This is a genomic window from Psychrobacter fozii (assembly GCF_003217155.1).
Taxonomy (GTDB): domain Bacteria; phylum Pseudomonadota; class Gammaproteobacteria; order Pseudomonadales; family Moraxellaceae; genus Psychrobacter; species Psychrobacter fozii.
This window is the reverse complement of sequence record NZ_QJSU01000013.1, coordinates 43,442-49,817: the sequence shown is the minus strand read 5'-3', so window position 1 is coordinate 49,817 and position 6,376 is coordinate 43,442. Positions and strand designations below refer to the sequence as shown.

Genomic DNA, 6,376 nt, shown 5'->3' with positions numbered 1-6,376 from the left:
AGTAAAGATGACCATGATAATGACATTACCAAAGGCTTTAATGAGATGGAAGCTGAGGTTAGGCTGACTTATGAGACGTTTAGTCGCCAGCTAGCCCCTTATGTGGGTGTTAGTTATGAGACAGCGCTTGGCAAGGCTCGTGGTCAACGACGTCAAGAAGATGAATCGGTTGATAGTAGTAGTTTGACTGCGGGGGTCAAATTCTGGTTTTAGCTTTCTGCTCGTTTTAACCCAGTATGAGATGATTAGCTGTAGACACTTTTAGGATTTTTTACTAGACGTGCTTCAACTTATACAACACTCTCAAGACTGGGTGCTAAAACTTCACTGTCTATGACTTCGTTCACATCTATAAATGACGTTTTATCCAGATTGCCAAGGTTGTAGCCTGCAAACTCATGATATAAAGCGACCACATCACCCATGATTAAAAGTGCAGGGGTTGGCAGTTTTGCTTCAGCTTGCTGATCAGCGATATCACTTAATGTACCGATAAGTACCTGCTGCGTTGGCATACTGGCATGGCTAATAATGGCAAAAGGCGTCTCGCTGTCGCGCCCACTTGCTATCAATCCTTGTGTCAGCTCATGCAAACGGTGCAAACCCATATAAAACACAACTGTCTGGCTGCTGTCCATTAGCTCACTATAATCATTATTAGGCGCGCCATTTTTTTTGCAAGCGGTAACAAACTTGACCGACTGAGCATGGTCACGGTGCGTTAGTGGAATCCCTGCACGGCTAGCAGCAGCACTTGCGGCAGTGATACCTGGAATAGACTCAAAATGAATGCCATGACGCACCACTTCCTGTAGCTCCTCACCACCGCGTCCAAAAATAAAGGGGTCGCCACCTTTTAGACGAACCACTATCTTGCCTGCCAGCGCGTGTTTGACCAGTAGCTCGTTAATACTCTCTTGTGGCAATGCATGGTTGGCGCGGCGCTTACCAACGAATATTTTTTCAGCCGTAGTCGCGCACATATCCAAAATATCTTCAGACACCAGACTGTCATATAACACTACCTCTGCACGCTGCATCACTCGCCACGCTTTTAAGGTTAAGAGTTCAGGGTCACCAGATCCTGCGCCAATCAGATGCACGGTGCCTCTTTTGGTGCAAGTTTGCACGTTTTCTGCGCAGTGTTGACCCATTAGCTGATAGGTCTCATGCGTTGAGGTAGCGGCAGATATATTGGTCATGGTGGTGACTCCTGATAACAGCGTGAATACAGCAAAATGGGCAACCACAAGCAAAGTTTGCAATAAACCCCTACTCTAAAATGGCTTATTTTTCATAACACAACACTCAACCAGTAATTGCATATAAAAGGTTGCAAGCGACGTGCCACACGACTATCTAAGCTTGCGCCAAGGGGGCGCATTCTGCGATTAATGCATTGATTTGCCCCACGCAAGAGCCACAATTGGTACCTGCTCGGCACTGCTTACCCACTGCCGTCGCACTAGTACAACCATGCTGCGTGATAGCGTTGAGAATGGTGTTTTTTCCAACTGACATACAAGAGCATACTAAGGGTCCTGGATCGACATAACCGCTGGCAGGCCGCCCCGCGAGTAACCATTTGTATCGTTGATTGGCAGGTATTTGGCTAGTATCCGTAAAGCAGCTATCGAGCCAGCGGACACTCGGTAATTGCGTTTGCGTTGGGGCAACATAAACAGCCATAATCAGTTGTGTACTGGGCCTTTCATCATCAGATGACCCACTATTTATGACAGCGTTATTTGAGTCTATCTCAGGCGCAGATTGCGTCACAATAAGACGCAATTGATTCTGTACATTATCGACCGTAAACGCTGTATGCATGACACGCTCTTGAGAGTTTGGCTGTGATAATGATTGCATAGAGGCCATAAACTGCTGCCAAAACTCGGGGCACGCTAAGGTACTGCTAGCCTCCACCATCGGGCTAGCGAGATTGATCAAGACGCTGTTATTTTGATGACTCAAGCTCCAAGTGAGTGCAGGTAATGCCTCTGGTAAAATGTTGTTTGAACGTGCCTTGTATTTTGTTTCAGACAATTCTTTCTCTGACGCTTTGGCAGAAAAATTGGCCAAAATAGTACGTAATTGCACTATAACGGCGTCTTGCCACTCAGGATGCACCAAAATCTTGCCAAATGATTGCATAGAAACGGGCGTGACACTAATCGCCGAATTTTTGAGCTCTGGCTGCCCTGAATGTGGATCGACGACTGTTGGGATAAGCGGGCCTACTCGGGCAAAGCTAGCAAAAGCATTGCTCCAATGCATGGGCATAAATGCATCACCAACGCGCAACGTATCGCTAATGGCAACTTGCGCCAGTACGGTACTTGCGGGCTCGTTGCCATTCCTAGCCGTACTCATCGCGGTATCACTGACTATGCCATCACTGGTCACGCCGTTCTCATAGCTTTCATACTTTTCGTAGTTTTCATACCTACGATGCAGTTGCACAAAGTCATTGTCTTGGACACCCAGTTGCTGTGCATCGTTAGCGTGTATGGTCAGTGTGGGTATTGGCTGATGTTGGTTCAACTGCGGTGCAAGGCCTGTACGAGTCATGGTATGCCACTGATCACGCAGCCTGCCCGTAATCAGGCGTAAATGGATCGCTTGGCTCTCAAATTGAGTATGATAATCAGATTCATGTTCAAAGGATGCTCGATTCTCACCAATCCGTTGAGGATTCTGCCTTCTTTGACGTCGATGCACATTGGCTATGCTCGCTTCATTAGAGGGCGTAATAGCGATTAACTGTGACTTAGTAATAGTAGCAGCGGAATTAATGATCTCGTTTTCTAAAGGTTTTATCTTATCAATCATAGAGATACGCGTGCCACCCCATTGAAATGGTAACAGCTCTTCGTATGCTTGATGACTGAGTGCGATTGGGGTATGTATTTGATTGCCGTTCTGATTAACATACTGGCTAATATATTGTTGAGCTGGTTTATCGGCTGGCACCTCATCCGTCATTAAAGCATACAAGTCTTTGCTAAGATTCAGGTAGCGAGGATAGGTCTTAGTGGAGTGAGATGTGCTGTGGTTAGACGTATTACCATAAGCAGTCAATGCCACATGTTCATTAAATACCTCGCTTGGGTGTTGGTAATCAAATCCCGTTAACCCCATGCGTGTGGCAACTTGAGACAGTATCCACCAATCTGGTTTGGCAAGCCCTGCTGCAGGCATTAATGTCCGCTGCCGAGAGATGCGCCGTTCAGAGTTGGTGACCGTTCCAGATTTTTCACCCCACCCTTGAGCAGGCAATACAATATCGGCACACTTCACCGTATCACTGTCTACCGAGCAATCAGAGACAATCACCAAATCACATTCAGCAAGTGCTTGGCGAAAATTATCAGCATCTGGCAAACTGACTACAGGGTTAGTGGCCATAATCCAAATAGCTTTGATACGACCATCCAATATGGCAGCGGCCGCATCGCAGGCTTTCACACCCACATTTGGGGAGATAGGCTGAGACGACTGCCAAAAGTCTGCCACAAGCTGCCGGTGATCAGCATTGTCTAGTTCTAAATGCGCCGCCAACAGATTAGCAAGGGCGCCTACTTCTCGTCCACCCATGGCGTTAGGCTGTCCAGTGAGTGAAAACGGACTGGCCCCTACTTTGCCCACACGCCCTGTGAACAAATGGGTGTTGATGATGGCATTGACCTTATCGGTTCCGCTTTGTGATTGATTGACACCCATACTAAAGGCAGTGACTGTTTTATCAGTAACGGCAACGCATTCATAGAACTGGCGGATACTATCAGCAGACACTTGGCAAGCGCTGGCGACTTCATCAATGCTCCATGCTTTGGCCGCATTCACCGCATCATCAACGCCCAAGCTTTGGCTAACATACTCATCATTTTGGTAACCCTGCTGATCTAGGTAATGCAGCAGTCCATTATATAAATGTGTATCCGTGCCCGCAGCAATTGGTAAATGTAAATCGGCAAACTCGCAAGAGTCCGTACGGCGCGGGTCTATCACAATCAGTTTTTTATTATGATTGGCTTTTTTGGCTGCTAAAAATCGACCAAACAAAATAGGATGGCACCACGCCATATTGGAGCCTACCAGTACCAATAAATCACAAGCTTCCAAATCCTTGTAATTACCCGGCACAAGGTCTGCACCAAATGCACGTTTGTGCCCAGCTACTGCGGATGACATACACAGCCGAGAGTTGGAGTCGATGTTGTTATTACCGATAAACCCTTTTATAAATTTATTGGCCACGTAATAGTCTTCAGTCAGCAATTGACCTGAGACATAAAACATAACGCTGTCTCGCCCATGCTTAGTGATGGTGTCATTTAAACGGCTGGCAACGTCCTCTAGTACGGTATCCCAGTCTGTCTGCTTTATAAGTGGCTTCTCAGATAGGTTTCTAGCAGTAAAATTATTATTCGATTGCATAGGCTGATGCTGTTGCATGACTACGTGCTTGTTTTGATAATATGGCTCGGTCAAGCGGCGCGCGGTACCCAGTGTTTGTGCCAGTGCACTCCCTTTGGAGCACAATTTACCAAAGTTAGCCGGATGTTCAGGATCTCCTTTGACGCTCAGCACCTCTGTTGCATTCACACTCGCTAAAACACCGCATCCCACGCCGCAATAAGGGCACGTCGTGCGGATAGTAGTTATCAAAGCATCAATCGAACTATCAATCAAATCACTATTAGATGACAACTGTGCTTTTTTGATATTTTTGGCAGCACTTATATCATGTGTTTCAATGACGCGGTCTGTTGTTTTTTGCACGCCATTAAGTAGGCCATTAGCTGATACTACTTTGCTAGCAGCAGATTGATTGGCGGTAGCATCATTCATAATGCATCCTCTAACAGTTCGGCCACTTTATGATGATTAATGTTTTTTTCTGTATCATTAAATTCTACATCTACTTCCGTAGTTGGCGAATTGTTAAGCGTGATTTCGTCCAAATGACAATATGCCTCGCCAAATATGAGTGTGTCTTTGATAGGCGTAATATCAACATTATCTATAATCAACTGACTGTAAAAGCTGCCATCGCTGGTGTCCCCATAAAGCACAGCGCCAATGAGTTTGTTTTCTTTGAGGTACAGACAGTGATAATGGTTTAAGGCAGGCTGACGATACACGAGGGTTTCAACAGTATCAGCGGCTTCGTCATCAAAAGCGATTTGCCCTGCAGAAAATGCCGACATACCAGATACTTTCAATTTTAATGACAACGGCTTGCTGACAAAGGGAACCCAGTGGTCTGGCACGGTGGCTTTACTATCTATGACATTTATATCGTTTTCTATCAAAGCATCTTTTAAAACCGTGACCAATGTATCCACTTGCTGATTGACCGGCGCCACCATTCCAAATAGCTCACCCTCTCGCTCTATACACTCACCAATGGCATAAACATTGGGACAACTGGTGTGCATAAAATTATCGACCACAATACCGCGATTAACCTCAAGCCCGCTTTGTTTGGCAAGCGCTGTATTGGGTATCACACCCACTGCCATCACGATAAAATCGGCCGCTAGCGTATGCCCGTCCTTTAAAGACAATCCGCATACTTCTCCTGCATCATTCATCTCAATGGCCTCAGTATGGGCAGAAACTGCGAGATCAACCCCTCGGCGACTGAGCTCAGCTTGCAAAAGCTCGGCCGCTGGCAGGTCTAGTTGGCGATTGAGTACATAACCGTCCATATGAATGACCGTCATGCTCGCGCCCTGTGCCGCTAACGCGCAGGCAGCTTCCAATCCCAGTACGCCACCGCCAATCACCAACCCCGTTTTTCCTTGACGGGCATAGTCCATCAGAGCGGTCACATCGGCAAGGTCTCGAAACACATGCACGCCCTTAGCTGTGTGATTGGGGAATGGAATGACTCGGGCAGTTGATCCTGTGGCCATTACTAACTTGGCATAGTTGAATGTTTGCCCATCATCTAGCTCAATACACTGGCACTTGGTATCTATTGTCTCTACCGCAACCCCAGCCAGTACGGTGATACCCAGCTGCTCATACTCTGAGTTGTCATATAAATAAGTATCTTCAAACGCTGTGTCGCCAGCCAATACGGGTGACAACATAATTCGGTTATAGCCCACGTGCGGCTCTTTACTGATTAACGTAATTGGTAAACGGGATTTATCATCATTCGATTGTGTGCGAGCAAGCTCAATGGCAAAGCGACTGCCTGCCATGCCCGCCCCGATAATAACGATGCCAGCGTTTTTTTGATGACCTGATGCTAAGGCGTGATTGTTGGTATGAATATCTACCGTAGTGGCGGCTTGCGATATAGATAACGACATAAACAGAAAGTCCCTTAGCCGCGCGGAGCAGCATTGAATGCAAAACA

4 protein-coding genes are annotated in these 6,376 nt (G+C 46.6%); 1 reads left to right on the top strand and 3 read right to left on the bottom strand.

The annotated features are described in order from the left end of the window. The coding region (locus DFP82_RS14025; protein WP_146221345.1) for a copper resistance protein B at nucleotides 1-213 on the top strand (213 nt) is incomplete at its 5' end. 77 nt (nucleotides 214-290) lie between these two features. Here the strand turns inward: DFP82_RS14025 and cobA are convergent. The 3 genes from cobA to DFP82_RS14010 form a co-directional block, all read right to left on the bottom strand. Further along, nucleotides 291-1,202, bottom strand: coding sequence for a uroporphyrinogen-III C-methyltransferase (cobA, locus tag DFP82_RS14020; RefSeq protein WP_110924345.1), 912 nt, complete (start codon nucleotides 1,200-1,202; stop codon nucleotides 291-293). A 157-nt stretch (nucleotides 1,203-1,359) separates the two neighbouring features. Then, nucleotides 1,360-4,854 (bottom strand): molybdopterin-dependent oxidoreductase, encoded by a 3,495-nt coding sequence (locus DFP82_RS14015; RefSeq protein ID WP_110924341.1) that lies wholly within the window; start codon nucleotides 4,852-4,854, stop codon nucleotides 1,360-1,362. After that, nucleotides 4,851-6,329, bottom strand: coding sequence for an NAD(P)/FAD-dependent oxidoreductase (locus tag DFP82_RS14010; protein ID WP_110924340.1), 1,479 nt, complete (start codon nucleotides 6,327-6,329; stop codon nucleotides 4,851-4,853). The genes DFP82_RS14015 and DFP82_RS14010 overlap by 4 nt, the downstream gene beginning before the upstream one ends. Nucleotides 6,330-6,376 lie beyond the last annotated feature (47 nt).

Bases quoted from the DNA above. Each gene is read 5' to 3' on its own strand.
- cobA (WP_110924345.1), bottom strand. From the start codon at position 1,202: ATGACCAATATATCTGCCGCTACCTCAACGCATGAGACCTATCAGCTA.
- DFP82_RS14015 (WP_110924341.1), bottom strand. From the start codon at position 4,854: ATGAATGATGCTACCGCCAATCAATCTGCTGCTAGCAAAGTAGTATCA.
- DFP82_RS14010 (WP_110924340.1), bottom strand. From the start codon at position 6,329: ATGTCGTTATCTATATCGCAAGCCGCCACTACGGTAGATATTCATACC.